Source organism: Alkalibacterium sp. MB6, assembly GCF_009935905.1.
Classification (GTDB): Bacteria; Bacillota; Bacilli; order Lactobacillales; family Carnobacteriaceae_A; genus Alkalibacterium.
In genome coordinates, this window is sequence record NZ_PREX01000015.1 from 39,853 (window position 1) to 58,742 (window position 18,890).

General features: G+C 38.3%; 19 protein-coding genes. 14 read left to right on the top strand and 5 right to left on the bottom strand.

What is annotated here, in order from left to right; all coding sequences use genetic code 11:
* Nucleotides 1-115: 115 nt before the first annotated feature.
* Nucleotides 116-862 (bottom strand): NAD-dependent epimerase/dehydratase family protein, encoded by a 747-nt coding sequence (locus tag C3945_RS07190; protein WP_161879017.1) that lies wholly within the window; start codon nucleotides 860-862, stop codon nucleotides 116-118.
* 219 nt (nucleotides 863-1,081) lie between these two features.
* On the opposite strand from C3945_RS07190, the gene tsaB reads away from it, so the two are divergent.
* From tsaB to tsaD, 4 genes are read left to right on the top strand one after another with little or no spacing between them, the layout of a single operon-like run.
* Nucleotides 1,082-1,810, top strand: coding sequence for a tRNA (adenosine(37)-N6)-threonylcarbamoyltransferase complex dimerization subunit type 1 TsaB (tsaB, locus tag C3945_RS07195; RefSeq protein ID WP_161879018.1), 729 nt, complete (start codon nucleotides 1,082-1,084; stop codon nucleotides 1,808-1,810).
* Nucleotides 1,797-2,411 (top strand): ribosomal protein S18-alanine N-acetyltransferase, encoded by a 615-nt coding sequence (rimI, locus tag C3945_RS07200; RefSeq protein WP_161879019.1) that lies wholly within the window; start codon nucleotides 1,797-1,799, stop codon nucleotides 2,409-2,411. Before tsaB ends, rimI (C3945_RS07200) begins: the two co-directional genes overlap by 14 nt.
* 1 nt (nucleotide 2,412) lies before the next feature.
* Nucleotides 2,413-2,922, top strand: a complete 510-nt coding sequence (rimI, locus tag C3945_RS07205; RefSeq protein WP_237585511.1) for a ribosomal protein S18-alanine N-acetyltransferase — start codon at nucleotides 2,413-2,415, stop codon at nucleotides 2,920-2,922.
* A complete protein-coding gene (tsaD, locus tag C3945_RS07210) occupies nucleotides 2,882-3,895 on the top strand; it encodes a tRNA (adenosine(37)-N6)-threonylcarbamoyltransferase complex transferase subunit TsaD (RefSeq protein ID WP_161879021.1) in 1,014 nt (337 codons plus the stop codon). The genes rimI (C3945_RS07205) and tsaD overlap by 41 nt, the downstream gene beginning before the upstream one ends.
* Nucleotides 3,896-3,987: 92 nt before the next feature.
* Here tsaD and C3945_RS07215 read toward each other — a convergent pair whose 3' ends face one another.
* Nucleotides 3,988-5,955 (bottom strand): ABC-F family ATP-binding cassette domain-containing protein, encoded by a 1,968-nt coding sequence (locus C3945_RS07215; protein ID WP_161879022.1) that lies wholly within the window; start codon nucleotides 5,953-5,955, stop codon nucleotides 3,988-3,990.
* Between the two features lie 399 nt (nucleotides 5,956-6,354).
* Between C3945_RS07215 and C3945_RS07220 the strand changes: the two genes are divergently transcribed.
* A complete protein-coding gene (locus C3945_RS07220; protein ID WP_161879023.1) occupies nucleotides 6,355-7,050 on the top strand; it encodes a redox-sensing transcriptional repressor Rex in 696 nt (231 codons plus the stop codon).
* A 75-nt stretch (nucleotides 7,051-7,125) separates the two neighbouring features.
* Here C3945_RS07220 and C3945_RS07225 read toward each other — a convergent pair whose 3' ends face one another.
* Together C3945_RS07225 and C3945_RS07230 are read right to left on the bottom strand one after the other, a co-directional pair.
* Nucleotides 7,126-7,329, bottom strand: coding sequence for a DUF4305 domain-containing protein (locus tag C3945_RS07225; RefSeq protein ID WP_161879024.1), 204 nt, complete (start codon nucleotides 7,327-7,329; stop codon nucleotides 7,126-7,128).
* A gap of 49 nt (nucleotides 7,330-7,378) precedes the next feature.
* On the bottom strand, nucleotides 7,379-8,041 hold the full coding sequence (locus tag C3945_RS07230) for a CPBP family intramembrane glutamic endopeptidase (protein ID WP_161879025.1): 663 nt from the start codon (nucleotides 8,039-8,041) through the stop codon (nucleotides 7,379-7,381).
* Between the two features lie 236 nt (nucleotides 8,042-8,277).
* On the opposite strand from C3945_RS07230, the gene groES reads away from it, so the two are divergent.
* Together groES and groL are read left to right on the top strand one after the other, a co-directional pair.
* Complete coding sequence (gene groES, locus C3945_RS07235) at nucleotides 8,278-8,562, top strand: co-chaperone GroES (RefSeq protein ID WP_161879026.1); 285 nt, start codon at nucleotides 8,278-8,280, stop codon at nucleotides 8,560-8,562.
* A 65-nt stretch (nucleotides 8,563-8,627) separates the two neighbouring features.
* Nucleotides 8,628-10,250, top strand: coding sequence for a chaperonin GroEL (gene groL / locus C3945_RS07240; RefSeq protein WP_161879027.1), 1,623 nt, complete (start codon nucleotides 8,628-8,630; stop codon nucleotides 10,248-10,250).
* A gap of 93 nt (nucleotides 10,251-10,343) precedes the next feature.
* On the opposite strand, the gene C3945_RS07245 is transcribed toward groL, so the two are convergent.
* Nucleotides 10,344-11,018 carry a CAP domain-containing protein gene (locus C3945_RS07245; RefSeq protein ID WP_161879028.1) on the bottom strand — a complete coding sequence of 225 codons (675 nt, stop codon included), beginning with the start codon at nucleotides 11,016-11,018 and terminating at the stop codon, nucleotides 10,344-10,346.
* A 173-nt stretch (nucleotides 11,019-11,191) separates the two neighbouring features.
* Here C3945_RS07245 and C3945_RS07250 point away from each other — a divergent pair, with 173 nt between their 5' ends.
* The 7 genes from C3945_RS07250 (at nucleotide 11,192) to C3945_RS07280 (ending at nucleotide 18,664) form a co-directional block, all read left to right on the top strand.
* Complete coding sequence (locus tag C3945_RS07250; RefSeq protein ID WP_237585509.1) at nucleotides 11,192-12,604, top strand: MATE family efflux transporter; 1,413 nt, start codon at nucleotides 11,192-11,194, stop codon at nucleotides 12,602-12,604.
* 21 nt (nucleotides 12,605-12,625) lie between these two features.
* Entirely contained in the window at nucleotides 12,626-13,384 is a 759-nt protein-coding gene (locus tag C3945_RS07255; protein ID WP_272928084.1) for a glycosyltransferase family 32 protein, read from the top strand.
* Nucleotides 13,385-13,540: 156 nt separating this feature from the next.
* Entirely contained in the window at nucleotides 13,541-15,157 is a 1,617-nt protein-coding gene (locus C3945_RS07260; RefSeq protein WP_161879029.1) for an amidohydrolase, read from the top strand.
* Entirely contained in the window at nucleotides 15,150-16,055 is a 906-nt protein-coding gene (locus C3945_RS07265; RefSeq protein ID WP_161879030.1) for a YitT family protein, read from the top strand. The genes C3945_RS07260 and C3945_RS07265 overlap by 8 nt, the downstream gene beginning before the upstream one ends.
* Before the next feature lie 33 nt (nucleotides 16,056-16,088).
* The gene (locus C3945_RS07270) at nucleotides 16,089-16,739 is read left to right on the top strand and encodes an ABC transporter ATP-binding protein (RefSeq protein ID WP_161879031.1); all 651 of its coding nucleotides are present in this window, start codon (nucleotides 16,089-16,091) and stop codon (nucleotides 16,737-16,739) included.
* A complete protein-coding gene (locus tag C3945_RS07275; RefSeq protein WP_161879032.1) occupies nucleotides 16,736-17,500 on the top strand; it encodes an ABC transporter permease in 765 nt (254 codons plus the stop codon). Before C3945_RS07270 ends, C3945_RS07275 begins: the two co-directional genes overlap by 4 nt.
* Before the next feature lie 288 nt (nucleotides 17,501-17,788).
* Nucleotides 17,789-18,664: a 3D domain-containing protein gene (locus C3945_RS07280; protein ID WP_161879033.1), complete on the top strand. Its 876-nt coding sequence runs from the start codon at nucleotides 17,789-17,791 to the stop codon at nucleotides 18,662-18,664.
* Nucleotides 18,665-18,890: the final 226 nt, after the last annotated feature.

Here is an 18,890-nt window from a genome sequence, read left to right on the forward strand (position 1 = left end):
TAAGGATTATTTATAGATAGTGGATTGACTGATCCCAAAAAACTCCCTACACAGCATATGAGAGACAATAAGTTTCTCTCATCACTGTATAGGGAGTTTTAATTATGTTTAATTTTTATAACTTGCCGAGCTTTTCAAAGGCATTGTCTTGAGGTTGATAACCCAGTTTCACACGAGCAGAGTCAATGTCTAATCGAGGGAACGTGTTATTGGAGAGACCGTTAACTAACAAATAAGGTTCTTCCAGTTCAGCCTCTAAACAACAGTCGATCAAATGGTTCATGTCTCTTGCTGAGAAATACATGGACATGCCATAAGAGTCACTGTCAGGATCCAATTCTGAATCATCTGCTTTGTAATCACCTATACGGATACCAATGGATTCGACACCCTTTGTGAAAGCATAGTAACTAGCTAGAGCTTCTAAATAGACTTTTGACACACCATATAAGTCTGCAGGTCGGTTTTGATCTGTTGTTTTAACTTGCACATTTTTTGGATAAGCATCGCTTGCGTGAATGGAGCTAGCAAAAATGATGCGCTTCAGAGTCGTTGATTCTGTGGTATATTTATAAAGGTTTTGTGGCAAGAAGTAATTCATAGCAACCAGTTCTTCATAGAAATCGGCTTCTGCATCAGGGTTACCAGCCAATTGAATGACATAGTCCACACCGTCAAGAAGGCCTTCCCAAGATTCTAGTTTAGTTAAGTCTTTCTCAACCAATGTGACACGATCCATTAACTCTTCGGGAAAAGAGGAAAAGTCAATATCTGCAAGAACTAAATCATATCGGTCTTTTAAATGTCGGGTTAAGTTTGTACCTATGGTTCCTGTCGCTCCTGTAATCAGTATGCTAGTCATATTCATCATCCTGCTTTCCTATTATAAATGTACCTATCCATGTCCATTTATTTACAAAGTATGTGATTTGGATAGGATAAGATTCGTACTCTATGCTTAATATTAAGTTTAGTGTGAGTTAAAATCAAAAGATACGCTTTTAGAGTAGTGGTTTAGTTTCTCAAGCCATGAAAGTATGCTAAAATTATTGTAACGAGTGAACCATAGAGGAGTTTAAATATGAAAATATTGGGTATCGATACATCTAATCAAACGATGACCGTTGCGTTAGTCGAAAATAACAGTTTGATAGCTGAAAAGACGATCAACATCAAGCGGAATCACAGTATTCAATTAATGCCTGCTATAGAAACGTTGTTTAAAGAAGTGAATTGGACTCCCAATGAATTAAGTAGGATTGTAGTGGCTAAAGGTCCGGGATCTTATACGGGTGTACGAATTGGAGTAACTGTAGCGAAAACACTCGCTTTTAGTTTAAATATTGATTTAGTTGGGATCTCAAGTTTAAAAGTACTTGCTGCCAATGGAGAACGACTGCCTGGCTCTTACATTGTTCCTTTGTTCGATGCTAGAAGAAGTAACGTTTTTACAGGGCTATACCGTTACGAGGAAGGTGTTCTGGTACAAGTAGAGGAAGATACTCATTTACCAATTGAAACAGTTGTTGATTATTTAAATGACTTACAAGCACCTATTCAATTTATTGGTGAAGACAGATTGCTTCATAGTGAAACTATTAAAAAAATTGGAAAAGATCGACTCATTCAGTTGCCTCTGGACCGTCACCTACCTAGAGCAAGTACATTGGTGATGCTCGGCATGAATGAAGAACCAGATGACAGACATTTATTTGAACCGGAATACATCAAATTGGCTGAAGCAGAGCAAAAATGGATGGAGGCTCATCCGAACAGACAACAAGGGGGCGGGTGGATTGAAAAATATTAAAGACTGGTTTACTGATAGAGTCACTAAAACGACAACAAAAGTCTGGGTCCCTTTGCACGTTCGGGTTCATTTAAGCCAGCCCTTTTACAGTTTGTCAGACGAATGGTTTTTAAAAAGCAAAATTGCAGAAGAAGAAGATGTGGATGGTATTTTGACCATAGAACGCTTATGCTATGATGGTCAGACTCCTTGGAATCGATCAGCTATCTTACATGAAATACGCTTCAACAAAAATGCTTTTTATATCATTGTTTATGATAGTGCCAGGCCAGTCGCATTTGTAGGTGCATGGTTTGTAGGCGAAGAAGCTCATATTACTAACATTGCCACAGTACCAGATTACCAAAATAAAGGAATTGCTTCTTATATGCTGAAAGAAGTGATTCAAATGGCAAAAGCAGAACAGATGAAAGAATTGACACTGGAAGTCAGAGTGTCAAATAACACTGCTCAGAGTTTATATAAGACAATCGGCTTTAAAGAAGGAAGAATCAAGACTGCTTATTATGCGAATGACCACGAAGATGCATTGGAAATGCGCCTTGACCTCAAATCACCACAGTTAAAAGAGGTAGACGATAGAACGGATTTGAGTGAGTGATATGTTTGAAGGACAGATTCGCCCTTATGTTACAACTGAAAATCAAGCAAAACAGTTTTACACCATAGCTGAAAAGTCTTTTCAGTATGGCTCTCCTTGGACCTTTCAACAGTATGAGGACTTATTAGTCGATCCGGATATGCTGTTTTATGTTGCGGAACAAGACCATGAGATTGTCGGTTACATCGGAGGGAAAGTTGTCCTTGATGAAGCAGAGATCTATACAATTGCTGTCAGAAGAGAAAATCAAAAGCATTCCATTGCTCGTCAATTATTGGAGGCATTTAAAGAAGCATGCAGAATAAACCAGGCTGATGTTTTATTTTTAGAAGTACGACAATCGAATACACCAGCTAGACGATTTTATGAAAAAAATGGATTTGACATCATCGGCATTCGGGGGGGGTATTATACCTTCCCTAAAGAAGATGCCATCATGATGAAGTGTGAACTTAGAAAGAAGGAAGAAAATGAAGAACAAGCGAATCTTGGCGATAGAAACGAGCTGTGATGAGACCAGTGCAGCCGTTATTGAAAATGGGGACACTATCTTATCGAATATAGTGGCGTCACAGATTAAAAGTCACCAACGATTTGGAGGCGTTGTTCCTGAAATAGCCAGTCGACACCATGTCGAACAAATTACTTTAATTATTGAAGAAGCTATGCAAGAAGCCAATGTCACTTATGATGATTTAGATGCTGTTGCGGTTACAGAAGGTCCTGGTTTAGTAGGCGCCTTACTTATTGGTGTAAACGCAGCTAAGGCCGTTGCTTTTGCTCATGGCTTACCACTCATATCTGTAAACCATATAACTGGCCATATATTTGCCAATCAGCTAGTAAATAAGATGGCCTTCCCCTTACTAGCCTTAGTGGTTAGCGGCGGGCATACGGAACTCATTTATATGGAGTCTGAAGAAACCTTTGAAATCATTGGAGAAACACGCGATGATGCAGCTGGTGAAGCGTATGATAAAATTGGCCGTGTGCTGGGTGTACCTTATCCAGGAGGCAAACATATCGACGAAATGGCTCATAAAGGGGAAGACACGTATCATTTCCCGCGGGCTATGATAAACGAGGATCATTACGATTTTAGTTTTAGTGGTCTAAAGAGTTCGTTTATTAACACTGTTCACAATGCAAAACAAAAGGGCGAAGATATCAATGAGTTAAATTTAGCAACAAGTTTTCAAACAGCCGTGGTTGATGTGTTGGTTACAAAAACCATACGAGCTGTGAAAGAAAAAGGGGTTAAGCAACTTGTATTAGCTGGCGGAGTGGCGGCCAATAAAGGATTAAGAGAAGCCTTGACGACTAAAGTAGCTGAAGAGTTGCCGGATCTTGACTTACTGATTCCACCTTTATCACTTTGCGGAGATAATGCTGCAATGATTGGGGCAGCAGCATTTGTTAAGTTAGACAATCAAGATTTTGCAACAATGGCTTTAAATGGTACCCCGGGGCTTGCGGTCTCTTAACTAACATGACTACACTAAAAGACAAGCCGATATCATGGCTTGTCTTTTAGTCGTTAATTAAGGATGGTAGTGAGCAGTGGTGTGCACGGCTGTTAGCCTTGTTCAAATTCCTGAATCATGTCTTCAAGTTCTTCTTGGTAGTGTTCCCAGTCTGACATCAACTTGTCTTGCTTTTTAGTCAGCACTTCATTTTTCTTCACTAACTTATCGTAGTGGCTAAAGTCTTCAAACGTCTCCGGCAAACTCAGCTCAATTTGTATAGATTGAATCTCTCCATCCAATTCTTCTAGATCTTCTTCAATCGTTTCAATCGCCCGCATGACTTTTCTTTTATTTTTTTGGTATTCTTTTTGTTCCATGAAGGAGTGTTTCGCTGAGGATGTTTCTTCAGACTCGGAGCTATTCGTCGTTGAATCACTAGTTTCTAACAAATCCAATTCTTCGAGTTCAGCTTTCTTTTGGATGTAATAGTCATAATCTCCAAGATAAACAATTGCGCCAAACTCGTTAATTTCAATCACTTTAGTTGCCAATCGATTAATGAAATACCGGTCGTGAGACACGAACAAAAGGGTGCCTTCATAATCAATGAGAGCATTTTCCAGTACTTCTTTGGAATCGATGTCCAAGTGGTTTGTCGGTTCATCTAATAAAAGACAGTTATTTTTCTCAAGTGACAGTTTAGCTAAAGCCACACGAGCTTTTTCACCACCGCTTAAAGAACTGATCGCTTTTTCTACATCATCTCCACTGAATAGAAAAGAGCCAAGTAAGGTGCGAACGGCTTGTTCTGGCATCGTTGGGTGGTCATCCCAGACTTCATTTAAAACTGATTTATTCCCATTTAATAGTGTTTGTTCTTGGTCGTAGTAACCGAAATCAACTTTTGTGCCTGCTTTAACGGTTCCTTTGACAGGAGGAATCATGCCTATAATCGTTTTTAATAGAGTTGTTTTACCGACTCCGTTGGGACCGACGATAGCAATGGCTTCTCTTTTTCTCACATCTAATTCTATATCATTAGAAAGTATGGTATCGCCGTATCCAATAGATAAGTCTTCCGTCTGCAGCACGACTTGTCCAGATTCGCGTTCAATTTGAAATTGAAAATGAGCACTTTTTTCATCGCCTTGAGGTTTTGTTAAAGGGTCCATCTTTTCAAGTTGTTTTCGTCTAGCTTGAGCACGCTTAGTAGTGGAGGCTCGAACAATATTGCGATCAACGAAGTCTTCCAACTTCGCCACTTTCTTCTGCTGTTTTTCGAATACTTTCCATTCTTGTTTAAGTTTTTCGGCTTTCAAATCCAAATAGTTTGAATAATTACCAGGGAAGCGTGTCACCGTCCCTCTACTTATTTCATATATGTCCTGAACCACTTTATCTAAAAAGTACCGGTCGTGGGACACAATTAACAAAGCTTTCGAATAGTTTTGCAAGTATGATTCTAGCCAAGACAAGGTATCAATATCTAAGTGGTTAGTAGGCTCATCGAGTATAAGCAAGTCTTTCTTCTCCAGTAGTAAGCGAGCAAGAGCCAAGCGTGTCTTTTGACCGCCTGACAATTGAGAAATGGGTCTGTCGTAATCTTCCTCATAAAAACGAAACCCATGGAGAACCGATTTTATTTCACTTTCAATGCCGTAGCCATTATTCTCTTGAAAGGTATGTTGTAAGGCATCATAGCGAGTAAGAAGGTCTCTATAAAGAGCGTCATCTTTAGCAATATCCATCTCGCCCAGTTGAGCTTCTATATCCGTCATTTCCCTTTCCATAGCTAGTACAGGCTCAGCTAACTTATACATTTCTTCCCAAATAGTCAGGGACGATTCTAGACCCGTATGTTGATTGAGGTAGCCGATAGTGCTGTCTTTCTTTTTATGAATCACCCCCGAGTCGGGTTCAGATTTTCCAGAAATTATATCCAGTAAAGTGGTTTTTCCCGCTCCGTTTCGGCCAACCAATCCAATACGTGACCGTTCCTTTATTTCAATTGTCACGTCATCAAATAGTTTTTCAGCTCCGAAATAGCGAGATATTTTTTGAGTTTGTAATACAATCATATTCTTTCCTCTTTTTCTAAGGCCTATAGCCGTTCTCTCTAATAGTTTAGCACAAAGAATTGAGATAACAACCAGCCTTCCATTAATTTGTTGAACACTAAATAAGGATGAAACGAATGGATTAGATTTGGTAACAAAATGTAAAAAGTATGTGCATTTATAAAGTGGTCGTTCACGAGCAAACAAAGAAAAAGGCTATACAGTTATGAAAAAACAAGTTTAATTCACGTATAATGCTTTAAATGAAACCCAAGAGTGGTATAATGATAGTTGTTACAAACTCAATAGTTTGTGAATGCACAAGCAAGAATGGCACCTCTTTAAATTGCCGTAAATTGAATCAATGTAAATCTTAACAATTTGCTCTGATACCGTATAAATTAAACAAGGAGAATGACCATGGCAGAAAAGAAAATACCTAAAGCAACAGCAAGAAGATTGCCTTTGTACTATCGCTACCTACGCTTTTTATATGAAGCGGGCAGAGAGAGAGTATCATCGGCAAAATTAAGTGAAGCAGTTAAAGTCGATAGTGCTACGATTCGTCGTGACTTTTCATACTTTGGCGCTCTCGGTAAAAGAGGGTATGGTTACGATGTTGAATCCCTCATGAATTTTTTCAGTAAAAAACTGAATCAAGATCGATTGACTAATGTGGCTTTGATTGGAGTCGGTAACTTAGGTCAGGCTTTACTAAATTATAACTTTCGTAGAAATAATAACATTCGTATTAGTGCGGGATTTGATGTCAACGAAAAGTTGATAGGGACTATCCATCAAAGTGTTCCTATTTATCATGTAGACGATATGGTTGAACAGCTTAAGATGCAACAAATTGACGTAGCTATTTTAACCGTCCCTTCTGAAATTGCTCAAGAGATGACAGATCGACTGGTTGAAGGTGGCGTAAAAGGTATTATGAACTTCACTCCCATTCGTGTGACTGTTCCAAGTCACATTAGAGTTCATAATGTTGACTTAACGAATGAACTTCAAACACTCATTTATTTTATTAATTATTATCAGGACTTTGAAAATGAAAAAGAAAGTGCAACGGAAGATGACCCTTTGAACGACTTATTTTACAATGATTAATAAAAAAGCGGAAACCTTACTCAGTTAAGAGGAGGTTTCCGCTTTTTTAATTGGTAAGAAGTTGACTCTCAACTATTATTTTTTCTGTTTTTGTTTAATTCGGTAATAGGCCTCTGCTAAACGTGTCCCTTGTACGAAATCTTTTGTTGCAAATACAGCGAATAATAAAGAAAACAAGGTCCACCCTTCACTTCCGACAGAATTTATCGTGAAATATAGGAAGAGTAAGAAGAATACATATTTAAAACCAATTTGAAATTTAATTTGTTTTTCAGTCATATTGAATCCTTTCTATAACAAAAGAGAGATTGAATGAATCATTTTGACATCACATAACAAAGAGATTAAGAAGCACTGCTAGTACATTCATCATACAATGAGCAATGATAGGTGTCCATATGTTTTTTGTCTTGTAATAAAGCCAAGAAAAAACGAAGCCCATTGATGAGTACACAAGAAGCAAACCGTCTAAGTGGACAAAAGCAAAAAACAAGGAACTGATAACAGCGGCTCCTACGCCACCAATTTTATCCAATAGTAAGCCAAACATCACTTTCCTAAAGACAAATTCTTCCATAATTGGACCAGCTATACCAGCTAAGAGTAAGAAGGCAGGGTAGCGAACAACGATCTCCATGATTTGTGTTGTGTTTACGGAACTTAAATTGGATCCCAAGAAGGTAGCTTCGATAATACCCGCTATATTTTGTACAAATAAAGCGACAAACACGCCAACAATCCCCCAAAGTATGATGTCTCTCGCATTCGGTGAAAAAGGTTCTTCAAAGGTGTGTACCATGCGGTATCTTCGCTCCAAAATAATCATCCCAGCAGCACCTAAAGTAAACATAATCATAGGAACAGCTAAATAAACTCCTGGTCCTGTACCTTCTGGGAAGAAGGCAGGAATGATTCCTGACAACAGCTGAACGACAAGATATAACAAAATCATTCGTATGCCGGCTTTTTTATTCATTTCACTTACATTCATTATCGTCATCCTTTAATCGATTTATACACTTACATAATAATAGTAATTTACCATAAATACTAAACAGTTACCACTTTGGATAAAATTTCTCCATTTCAAAGTTTGGGCTTGCAAGAACCGGTAGATTTGTTATACTAATAAGTGGAGTTAGCACTCGTAGGTCGAGAGTGCTAACACACAGCACTCACTATAAAATGAGTGAACAACTAACTTATATTATGTGGAGGGATTACTTTATGTTAAAGCCTTTAGGAAATCGAGTACTTCTTGAAGTAAAGAAGGAAGAAGAAAAAACAGCTAGTGGATTGGTTCTTCCAGATTCAGCCAAAGAAAAACCTCAAACGGCTACTGTTGTTGCAGTAGGTGAAGGAAGAGTGTTAGATAACGGACAGCGCGCAGCAATGGAAGTATCTGTTGGGGACACTGTTGTGTTTGAAAAGTATGCTGGTTCAGAATTGAAATATGATGGTAAAGAGTATTTAGTGGTTAAAGACACAGATATTGTTGCTATTATGAATTAATCACCTTAAGAAAATACGATACACAGAAATAATATGATTTGAAAACAGTAAGGAGAGGACAACATATGGCTAAAGATATTAAATTTTCAGAAGACGCGCGTGCAGCAATGCTTCGTGGGGTAAATAAATTAGCAGATACAGTTAAAGTGACATTAGGACCAAAAGGAAGAAACGTTATTTTAGACAAATCTTTTGGTGCACCTCAAATCACTAACGATGGAGTAACCATTGCGAAAGAAATCGAATTAGAAGACAAATTCGAAAACATGGGAGCTCAATTGGTTGTAGAAGTGGCAAGCAAAACGAACGATATTGCTGGTGACGGAACAACGACAGCTACAGTTCTGGCTCAAGCAATCGTTAATGAAGGTATGAAAAACGTGACAGCTGGTGCTAACCCAGTGGGACTTCGTCGTGGAATCGAATTGGCTACTAAGAGAGCTGTTGAAGCGTTGCGTGATATTTCAATCAACGTTGAAGGCAAAGAAAGCATTGCCCAAATAGCATCTATTTCTTCAGGAGATGAAGAGGTCGGTCAATTAGTTGCAGATGCAATGGAACGTGTTGGAAGTGACGGCGTCATTACCATTGAAGAATCTCAAGGAATTGAAACAGAATTGGATGTTGTTGAAGGCATGCAATTTGATCGTGGTTACTTATCACAGTACATGGTCACTGACAATGAGAAAATGGAAGCTAACTTGGACAATCCATATATCTTGATTACTGACAAGAAAATTTCTTCTGTTCAAGAAATTTTACCAGTACTTGAAAACATTATGCAACAAAGCCGTCCGCTATTAATTATTGCAGATGACATTGAAGGTGAAGCTTTACCTACATTAGTATTAAATAAAATCCGTGGTACACTAAACGTTGTCGCTGTAAAAGCACCAGGCTTTGGTGACCGTCGAAGAGGAATATTGGAAGATATTGCTATCTTGACAAACGGAACAGTTATTTCCAGCGATTTAGGACTTGAATTGAAAGATGTCACCATTGATCAATTAGGAACGGCTGGTAAAGTAGTTGTTTCTAAAGATAACACAACAGTTGTTGAAGGAGCAGGCGATAAAGCTCAAATTGACCAACGTGTGGCGATGTTACGTGCACAAGCTGAAGAAACAAGTTCTGAATTTGACCGTGAAAAACTATTGGAACGTATCGCTAAACTAGCTGGCGGAGTAGCTGTGATTAAAGTTGGTGCGGCTACTGAAACTGAAATTAAAGAGCGTAAACTACGTATCGAAGATGCATTAAACGCTGCTCGTGCAGCTGTTGAAGAAGGTGTCATCGCTGGTGGTGGTACGGCTTATATTAACATCCTAAGCAAATTGGAAGAAATGGAAGCTGAAGGCGACGTAGCAACTGGAATCCGAATCGTCCTTCGTGCATTGGAAGAACCTGTTCGTCAAATCGCAAGTAATGCTGGCCTAGAAGGTAGCATTGTAGTGGAACGTTTGAAGCATGTTGAGTATGGAACAGGCTTTAATGCTGCAACTGGCGAAATGGTTAACATGGTTGAAGCAGGTATTATTGATCCAACTAAAGTTACCCGTTCTGCACTTCAAAACGCTGCATCTGTAGCTGCTTTGTTATTAACAACAGAAGCTGCTGTAGCTGAACACCCAGAAGAAAACAACGCTGGCGGAGGAATGGATCCTAACGCAATGGGCGGTATGATGTAATACTTTAAATACTAAACGACTAAAGCAGGCATTTACCCTTAACGGGTAGTGCCTGCTTTTTTGTCACTTCTATTCATGACTTGTTACACGAGACTATAATGGTGTGCCAAACAATTGAGTGGCATATAAAAACTCCCCGTCATAGTGAACGCCGACACCGATTTCTTCATATTCAGGGCGAACCATGTTTTCATAATGGCCTTCACTTTCTACCCAGCCATTAAAAATAAGCTCAGCCATTTCAACTTCTTCCATATAATAAGTCGCCATCCCTAAGTTTTCTCCAACCATTTGATAGGGATAATGAATACCTTCTTCTTCCAATACGGTAAAGGGCTCTGTACCGTCTGGGCGTGTGTGAGAAAAGACTTCTTCCGTTTCTTGCGCACGAATAATCGCTCCAGCCTTTAACATGTCATTTGATTGAAGAGGAGAGAGTGACAAATCGAGTCTTAACTCGTTGACGCGATCAATAATCGTTTGTTCAACAAGATCATAGTTTACTTCGGTTTCTTGGGTTCTAAAAGAATCAGGAGAAAGAATTTGAGGAGATAATCGCTCTGAATCTAACTGCATGGAGCCATTAAACAAAGGTGACTCACCAACGTTCATACTGATGTGGTTAAGTTGCTCGGTATCAGGTAAATAACTAACAATGGTGTTCATCCATGACCCGAGAGTCGTTCCATCGAGTAGCCTCGTTGTACCCAACCAAAAACCAAGTAATAAGGTTAGGCATAGAACCAATAATTTTCTAATAAATTTCATTTAGGTCCATCCTTTCATTCATAACCGTATTGTAGCAAATAGACATGAATATAAAAAGAAGAAGTTGAATCAAATGTCTAAACGAGTTAAGAAATGAGAGTCGCTCCTTGTCTATTTGAGTGATTTCATATAGACTATTTTAGAACATCAAAAAATAATATTAGGTGAAAAATATGAAAAGAATGAATTCAGAAAAAATGGGAACAATGCCGGTTAATAAGCTTGTATTGACTTTATCACTTCCTATGATGCTATCAATGTTTGTCCAATCACTCTATAGTGCCGTAGACAGTATGTTTGTAGCCCGTATTAGTGAAGATGCTCTCGCTGCTTTATCTCTAGCTTTCCCCATTCAGATGTTGATGATTGCTATACAAATCGGAGCAGCAGTAGGCATGAACGCTGAGCTGTCCAGACGATTGGGAGAAGGAAGACGGGATTTAGCCAGTTCAGCTGCTAATCATGGCGTATTTTTAGCTTTGGTCCATTATTGTATCTTTTTAATCGTTGGACTTTTGTTCATTCGACCATATTTCGAATTACAAACAGATAATCAAGCGATTATTCAATATGGCGTACAGTACACCACTGTTATTACCACCGTATCTATAGGGAAATTTATGCAAATCATGTATGAACGTATTTTACAGTCAACCGGCCGGACCTTTCATACCATGATTACACAAGGGACTGGAGCCGTATTAAATATTATACTGGATCCTATTTTGATTTTTGGTTGGTTCGGTATACCGGCTCTTGGTGTTTTAGGTGCCGCAATTGCGACGGTCATCTCTCAAATTATTTCTGCTATTATGGCTTGGTACATTAATGCAAAGGCAAATACAGATGTCGACATGCAGTATAGAGGGTTTAGACCCGACCTTCAGATGATTAAACGTATTTACTCTGTTGGTGTTCCCTCAATGGCGATGACCTCGATTACATCATTGGTCACCATCATTTTCAATAATATTTTACTACAATTCTCATCCACTGCCATTGCTGTTTATGGCGTCTATACTCGTCTACAAGGTTTTGCCTTTATGCCTGTATTTGGTCTAAATAATGGGATGATACCCATTGTGTCTTATAACTATGGGGCTAAAAATAAAGAACGAGTGACTCAAGCAATTAAAACAAGTATCCGTTACGGTGCAACCATTATGTTTATTGGAACCATTGTTTTTCAGCTCTTCCCAGATCAACTCTTGAGCTTATTTAATGCTACCGGAGACATGCTAGACATCGGTCGAGCAGCTCTACGCATTATTAGTATCAGTTTCGTATTTGCTGGTATTAGTATTATGCTAGCATCACTGTTTCAAGCTTTAGGAAACGCCATGTTTAGTTTGTGGATTCAAGTTGTCCGCCAACTGGTCGTATTGGTTCCAGTCGCTTACTTGCTGTCATTAACAGGAGATGTGAATGCGGTATGGTGGTCAAAACTAATATCTGAAAGTGTGACAGTTGTCCTTGCGCTAATAGCCTTGAGATATGTCTATAACAAGAAAATCGCACCACTAGCCGATGATAAATCGCATGAATTGCATCGTCATAGTAAACAGTCATTAGTTGCTGATAAGTAAAGAAAGCATCCCGTTATCGGGGTGCTTTTTCTTTCGTTTAAAAAGTCCAAAAAGGCTTCTAATCGATTTTCTGTCTATAGATTTGTTACACTATATAAGAAAGTACTCATTGAATACTCTTTAAATAGTCATTATTTAGAAAGGAAGAAGGATATGATACCTAAAATAATTCACTACGCTTGGTTTGGTGGGAATGAACTGGGACCATTGGAAAATCGCTGTTTAGAAAGTTGGCAAAAATATTGTCCAGATTGGACTATTATGAGATGGGATGAATCGAATTTTAATCCGAAAGACCATGGCGTTTACGCCCAGCAAGCATTTGAAAATGAAGACTGGGCTTTTGTATCAGATGTCGCTCGCTTATATGCTTTAAAAGAATATGGAGGCGTGTATTGCGATACGGATGCTGAGCTCATTAAGCCTATTGATAAGTTCCGAAAATTCCCTGCCTTTTTCAGTTTTGAAATCGATACTGAGATATCAACAGGAATTATTGGAGCCCAACCCCATCATCCTTTTATAGAAGAGCTTTACAATGATTATGACGGAAGAGAGTTTATATTACCGGATGGATCAAGAGACGATAAGACAAATGTGATTCGTATAACGGAAATTATGATAGAAAATGGACTTAAACCCGATAATAGTCTCCAAGAAGTGAAGGGATGCACGATTTTTCCAAAAGAATATTTCTCTCCTAAAGATTATTGGACAAGGGAAGTCAATGCGACTCGCCACACTCATGCTATCCATCAGTTCTCAGGTAGTTGGTTATAAAAAAACAGTGTCCGACCGAATAGGTTAGGGCACTTTTTTAGTTCAACGATTCTTATCCAATGAAGGACTATCAGAACAACTTACCATAAAGAGACACTTCAGGTATAATGAAAAAAGGAAACATAGACGATGAGATAAAAAGAGAAGGATGAGACGATGACACTATATATAAATGGCAAATTGTATGTGGATAAAGATACCTTTGCGACGAGCATGGTAGTAAAAGACGACCGAATCATAAAAGTAGGTACTGAAGAGGAGTGCAGACGCGTTTTTAAAGGGTCAGAGATAATCGACTTAAAAGGGAAGACAGTTATCCCAGGCTTTAATGATTCACATCTTCACTTTTTAATGACTGCTGAATACTTAGACATGCTTCCTATAACCGATGTCACGTCAATGAAAGAATTGATTCAACGAGGGATTTCTTATATAGAAGAAAAGACATTAACTGAAGACGATATATTGTATACAGAGGGTTGGAATCATACTCAATTTACAGATGAGAAGCGTATTCCGACGAAGCACGATTTAGATAAAATATCCACAGAGGTACCAATTGTCATGGTACGAGTGGATCGTCATGTAGCAAGTTTAAATACAGCTGCCTTGGCATACTTTAATATATCAAATGAAACGGAATTAGAGGTTGGGGGAGAAATAGAAAAAGATGAAGCTAATCAACTGACAGGTGTTTTAAAAGAAGGAGCTGTCGATCTTGTTCGTTCTCAACTTCCCGTAAAGACAGCTGACGAGAAAAAAGACAGTCTCATACGAACAATGAAGTTAGCTAACAGTATGGGAATCACCTCCATGCATACAAACGATGCAAAGGATGAATCCATAATGGAGACGTTAGCTTTGTATGAAGCGTTGGACGCAGAAAACCAATTGACCATTCGTTTTTACCAGCAGATTTGGTTTAATAATGGTAAATACATGCCGGACTTCTTGTCTAGCCATTATCGTTTTCAACAAGGAAGCAAGTGGAATAAGATAGGACCAGTCAAATTGTTTATTGATGGAACATTGGGATCGCGAACAGCGGCAATGAGAAGTGGTTATTCGGATGATCCCGAAAACACAGGCATATTAACGAAATCTCAAGAGACATTAAATAAAGAAGTGGCTATGGCTGTGGAATATGACTATCAAGTCATCATTCACGGTATAGGGGATAAAGGGATTGAAACAATCTTGAACGCCTATGACGCGGCTCTTGGTGACAGAGAAAACACCTTGCGTTTAGGTGTGAATCATATGCAAATTACAGGAATGGATTTAATTAATCGTGTGGCTGATAAAGGGTATCTGACTTATGTTCAACCGATATTCATTGATGATGATCTACCTATCATTGTTGAACGTATTGGGGAAGAACGCGCACGTACGTCTTATTTGTTTAAAACGATGAAAGATAAAGGCATCCATCAGTCCTTTAGTAGCGATGCACCAATTGTGTCCTTTAATCCGTTTGAGAACATTCAATGTGCCATCACTCGTAATCGTTTGACTACCCCGCATGAGACGCCTTATTTACCTGAAGAGGCAATGGATGTAGCCTCTGCTATTGATGCCTATACCTATGAAAGTGCCTATGCCAGTTTTGATGAAAATGAAAAAGGAAGATTAAAAGCTGGTTATTTTGCTGACTTTATTGTTTTAGATGAAGATATATTTACGTGCTCACCACAACGCATAAAAGATATTGATGTGTTAGCGACGGTAGCAGGTGGGAAAGTCGTTTACAAAAAGGAGCAAGACAATGTTTAAACAAACCATGACTAGACACCGTATTCGAAATATTGGCTTGATCTGTCTTGGGTCCATTTTATATGCCATAAGCGTCAATATGTTTACTGTACCCAACGACCTTGGAGAGGGTGGACTGACTGGTTTTTCGCTGATTCTATTTTATATCGCTAGTATCCCGCCGTCCTATACGATCTTTATTTTAAATATTGTGATCCTAGCCATTGGCTACAAATTTTTAGATAAACGAACCTTATACTATACACTGATAGCTAACGCTTTTATATCTGTATTCCTTATAGTCATACAAGGGTGGGAATTTATTCCGGAATCCAAAGTGCTCGCACCCATAGGCTCTGGAATTTTTATGGGAGCCGGGATAGGCATTATTATGTTGGGACACGGCACAACTGCAGGTAGTGATATTATAGCTAAATTAATGCAAAAGTATATAGGCCTAAATATACCCGCCGGCTTGTTATTGATTGATATCTGTATTCTTGTTCCAAGTGCCTTTATTATAGGTGCTGAAAATGCCTTTTTGACATTAATTAACTTATACATTTCCAATAAGATGATCGATTTCTTTCTATCGGGTCTCAATCCAAGAAAATCCTTTTTTATCGTTTCTAATCACTATATGGACATTGCGGATGCCATTGAAAAGCAGATAGGAAGAGGCATCACTATTTTAGATGGGCGAGGTTATTACACCAAAGAGAAAAAGGATATCTTATACATCATCATCAGTAGACGAGAAGTGCTACCAATCAAACGAATAGTTGAAGCTATAGACCCAAATGCCTTCATGACAGTGTCCCAAGTTCAGGAAGTAACGGGAGAAGGCTTTACCTACTTGTCCCAGGAAGTCCAAGCAGAACGAATAACAGAGGCAGAGAAAACCTGGATAGATAGCTAACAAGCTAAGAAATAAAAATAAGGAGAAACGTGTATGACGGATTTAATTAGATTAGACAATATAGGATTTAAAACGGAACAGCAACAGATCCTTAAAGATATCTCTTTTTCAATCAAAGAAGGGGAGAGGGTTATTGTGACCGGCCCTTCAGGGGGAGGGAAAAGCACGTTATTAAAACTCATTGCCAGTATTATTAACCCCATAGATGGGCAAATTTATTTTAAAGGGGAAGATATCGCTCAATTAGACCCTATTGCTTACAGAAAAAAGGTGTCTTATTTCTTCCAAAATGCCACATTATTTGATGAAACAGTTAGAGATAATCTTTCTTTCCCCTATAATATACGAGAGGAAGCTTTTGATGAAGGCAAAGCCGTACAGATGCTTGATAGAGTAAAGATGAGTGCTGAGTATTTAAATAAACCCATCATTGACTTATCCGGAGGGGAAAAGCAGCGAGTGGCTCTAGTGAGAAATTTGCTTTATCAACCGGATGTTTTACTTTTAGATGAAGTGACAAGTTCATTGGATGCGGAAAACAAAGAAATCATTTATTCCATTATCGATGAAATGAATACAAAAGAATCAGTGACCGTCTTAGCCGTGACACATGATGAGAGAGAATTTAAAATGGCTGACCGTGTATTGACAATTATAGAAGGTAGATTGGAGGACTCTAAATGACTAACTCACTCGACATTAGTAACCTATCCTTATTATTATCAACATCTTTGCTGTTTATTGCTATTTTTATTGATTATAAAGAAAAATTGGGTTTGGGAAACGATATATTTATTTCAGGCTTAAGAGCGGTTGTGCAGCTCTTTATTATTGGTTATGTGCTGAGTTATGTCATCCAACTCGATAATGTATTGGTCACGTTAGCTATGGTTTTGTTTATTGTATATAATGCCAGCTACAATGCCCATAAGCGAAGTGACGGCATTCCAAACTCGTTGATTATTTCCTTATCGTCTATTGGGTTTGGGACAGCCATCACATTGGGACTTCTTGTTCTAACTGGGGTCATTGAATGGACACCTTCTCAAATTGTACCGATAACAGGAATGATTGCCAGCAATGCGATGGTTGCATTGGGCTTAACCTACCAGGCGTTGAATAATAAATTCAAAGACCAAAGGCAACACGTTTTAGAGAAACTGGCTTTAGGAGCTAATGAGAAGCAGGCGTCTATGAGTATTATTCGATCTAGTGTAAAAACAGGGATGAGTCCTTCCATCGATCAAACCAAAACGGTTGGCTTAGTTAGTTTACCAGGCATGATGTCCGGGTTGATTTTTGCAGGAGTGGATCCGACAGAAGCCATCAGATATCAAATCGTCGTCATGTTTATGCTAATTGGCGTAACGAGTATAGCCAGTTTCATTGCAAGTTATATGGCTTATAAACAGTTTTATAATGAACGCAAGCAATTGATTATTTAGAATAATTATTATTTAGACTATAAGTCCCTTAAAAAGAGACCTTCAAAATCATTGATTCTATTGATTTTGAGGGCTTTTTTGTGTCAAAAAGGTGAAATGTATGGAATCTTTGACATGTTACCGTAAGAAAGCCTGTCAAATAATACGAACTAACTAAAAGGAAGTAACAAAACGTGTAATACGCTTTACTAGGCTCTAAGACATGGTAAGATACGTACAGTTGTTCAGAAGGACTGAGCAAATTGAAAAAGAACTCAGACTATTAAGTCAAAGGAGACATTAGTTATTATGTTATTAAGTAGAAAGCAATTTATCAAAGCCGGAGTCGTTTTTGCTTCATCTGCATTGTTGTTTTTAAGCAATGAAACTGAGGCAAGCGCAAATGAATACACTAGTGAGAATTGGCAGCCTAGAACAGTAGAAGAAATCAAATCAGATATTTTAGCTCAAAAAGACAATCAAGATGGCGATAAAGACGTTATCGAATATACCTTCCAATGGGGAGATACATTATGGGGCGTATCTAAAGCAACTGATATTTCTGTCGACAAATTAGTCCATGTTAACGATATTGATAACCGTAGTTTAATTCATGTCGGCACAACAGTTTATCTGAGTGAGGATTTTACTGTATTATCTGTTAAAAATAATGATGAGATTGTCAGTTACGACGTTTCGACGGATGAAGTAACTGAAACAGATACACCAGAAGAAGTAACAGAAGTACAGGAAGTTGAAGAAGTAACAGAAGTAGAAGAAGTTACAGAAACAGTTGAAGAAACAGTTGAAGAAACTGAAGCAGTTGTTGAGACAAATCAATCTGAAGCGGCATCTGCACCTGTAGAAACGCAAACAGAAACAGAAACTTCTTCGGAGTCAAGTTATTGGATGACAGTAGAAGCAACAGCTTATTCTAGAAACCAAGCAGTATTATCAAACTTTACCTTTACAGGGATTGATTTAAGAGAAAACCCACAAGTGATTGCTGTAGACCCTAATGTTATTCCATTAGGATCGACCATTGTTGTTCCTGGTTATGGTACGTTCGTAGCTGGAGATACTGGTGGAGCAATTAAAGGTAACAGAATTGATCTCCATATGGAAGATCTTCAAGCTGCCTTCCAATTCGGAAGACGCACGATTGACATACAGGTATTCGAATAAATTAAACTAGTTTTCTTATCCTAAACCACAAGCAAGGTGTTCTCATCCTTGCTTGTGGTTCTTTTTATACTCAAAAACAGATGAAGTAAACTTTATGCAATACAACCATTTATTATAAACGTATTATTTGTTTATGGCAATATAAAAGTGGTTCTTTCCAAAGTCAGTTGTTATTGCTTCTATTTAGAGAAAAGTGAGGAGTATAATTAAGAAAAGAAGAAAGAAG

What these genes read in the sequence shown, in the direction of transcription:
- C3945_RS07190 (WP_161879017.1), bottom strand. Translation starts at nt 862, where the DNA reads ATGACTAGCATACTGATTACAGGAGCGACAGGAACCATAGGTACAAAC.
- tsaB (WP_161879018.1), top strand. Translation starts at nt 1,082, where the DNA reads ATGAAAATATTGGGTATCGATACATCTAATCAAACGATGACCGTTGCG.
- rimI (WP_237585511.1), top strand. Translation starts at nt 2,413, where the DNA reads ATGTTTGAAGGACAGATTCGCCCTTATGTTACAACTGAAAATCAAGCA.
- tsaD (WP_161879021.1), top strand. Translation starts at nt 2,882, where the DNA reads ATGAAGAACAAGCGAATCTTGGCGATAGAAACGAGCTGTGATGAGACC.
- C3945_RS07215 (WP_161879022.1), bottom strand. Translation starts at nt 5,955, where the DNA reads ATGATTGTATTACAAACTCAAAAAATATCTCGCTATTTCGGAGCTGAA.
- C3945_RS07220 (WP_161879023.1), top strand. Translation starts at nt 6,355, where the DNA reads ATGGCAGAAAAGAAAATACCTAAAGCAACAGCAAGAAGATTGCCTTTG.
- C3945_RS07225 (WP_161879024.1), bottom strand. Translation starts at nt 7,329, where the DNA reads ATGACTGAAAAACAAATTAAATTTCAAATTGGTTTTAAATATGTATTC.
- C3945_RS07230 (WP_161879025.1), bottom strand. Translation starts at nt 8,041, where the DNA reads ATGAATGTAAGTGAAATGAATAAAAAAGCCGGCATACGAATGATTTTG.
- groES (WP_161879026.1), top strand. Translation starts at nt 8,278, where the DNA reads ATGTTAAAGCCTTTAGGAAATCGAGTACTTCTTGAAGTAAAGAAGGAA.
- groL (WP_161879027.1), top strand. Translation starts at nt 8,628, where the DNA reads ATGGCTAAAGATATTAAATTTTCAGAAGACGCGCGTGCAGCAATGCTT.
- C3945_RS07245 (WP_161879028.1), bottom strand. Translation starts at nt 11,018, where the DNA reads ATGAAATTTATTAGAAAATTATTGGTTCTATGCCTAACCTTATTACTT.
- C3945_RS07250 (WP_237585509.1), top strand. Translation starts at nt 11,192, where the DNA reads ATGAAAAGAATGAATTCAGAAAAAATGGGAACAATGCCGGTTAATAAG.
- C3945_RS07260 (WP_161879029.1), top strand. Translation starts at nt 13,541, where the DNA reads ATGACACTATATATAAATGGCAAATTGTATGTGGATAAAGATACCTTT.
- C3945_RS07265 (WP_161879030.1), top strand. Translation starts at nt 15,150, where the DNA reads ATGTTTAAACAAACCATGACTAGACACCGTATTCGAAATATTGGCTTG.
- C3945_RS07270 (WP_161879031.1), top strand. Translation starts at nt 16,089, where the DNA reads ATGACGGATTTAATTAGATTAGACAATATAGGATTTAAAACGGAACAG.
- C3945_RS07275 (WP_161879032.1), top strand. Translation starts at nt 16,736, where the DNA reads ATGACTAACTCACTCGACATTAGTAACCTATCCTTATTATTATCAACA.
- C3945_RS07280 (WP_161879033.1), top strand. Translation starts at nt 17,789, where the DNA reads ATGTTATTAAGTAGAAAGCAATTTATCAAAGCCGGAGTCGTTTTTGCT.